The sequence below is a fragment of the Helicobacter sp. T3_23-1059 genome (genome assembly GCF_053654515.1).
This window is the reverse complement of sequence record NZ_JBSIUV010000182.1, coordinates 1-780: the sequence shown is the minus strand read 5'-3', so window position 1 is coordinate 780 and position 780 is coordinate 1. Positions and strand designations below refer to the sequence as shown.

General features: G+C 42.1%; 1 protein-coding gene. It reads right to left on the bottom strand.

Annotated elements, in window-relative coordinates:
- Positions 1 to 780: hypothetical protein (locus ACWIX0_RS13945; RefSeq protein ID WP_454174580.1), on the bottom strand; the 780-nt coding region annotated here is incomplete at both ends.

Genomic DNA, 780 nt, shown 5'->3' with positions numbered 1-780 from the left:
TGCTATGTCATAGTTAGATTCTATGTTTTTGCGTGCTATGCGTAAAAGCGTGTTGTTTTTGGATTCTAAACTAGCTAAGTGATAGTATTCTTGCGCGTGTGGCAAATCTAAAATAATCTTGCCTGTGCTATCTTTTGGATAGTTTGCATATTTGTATTTTATGGCGTTTTCGCAAAAGTTAGGATTTTGCAAAGACTGACTTAAAGCGTCTAAAATTTCCTCGCTTTTGCCTTGTGCGTGCAAGTCTTTTAGGATTTTGTGGCTAGAGTATAGCTCGCGCTTAAGTTGTTTTTCCTGTTCGCTTAGTTCGTGCATTTGCCATTCGATTTTTTGGCGTTTTTTATCGCTTAAAAACTCGATTTTTGCTTTGCGCTGTGGTTCGTAGTTTGTTGTGGCTTGTGGGCTAAAGTAGGATTCTTTTAACTCATTGATTTCGTGTTTTATAGCTTCGCGTTTTTTGTAAATCTCACTAAAATTGCTTGTTTTTGTGTTGGTTTGATTTTGCGCAGGTGTGTCTTTTTGCGCAGGGGTGTTTTGATACCCTCCCCCTTTGTCCCCCTCCGCAAGTGAGGGGGAATCTTGCAACTTGTCCGCCTTCGTGCTAAGTGAGGGGGAATCTTTGCCCTGTGTTGTTTGTGTGTTTGATTCTAGTGTGCTTTGTGGATTTGGTGTTGTCTCGGGGGATTTATCGGGGCTTGTAGGCGTTTCATCAGGTTTTGGGCTTGGTGGCGTGTCTAATGTGTCTTTCGGTGGTGTTGGATTATTTGGGCTTGGTGTGGG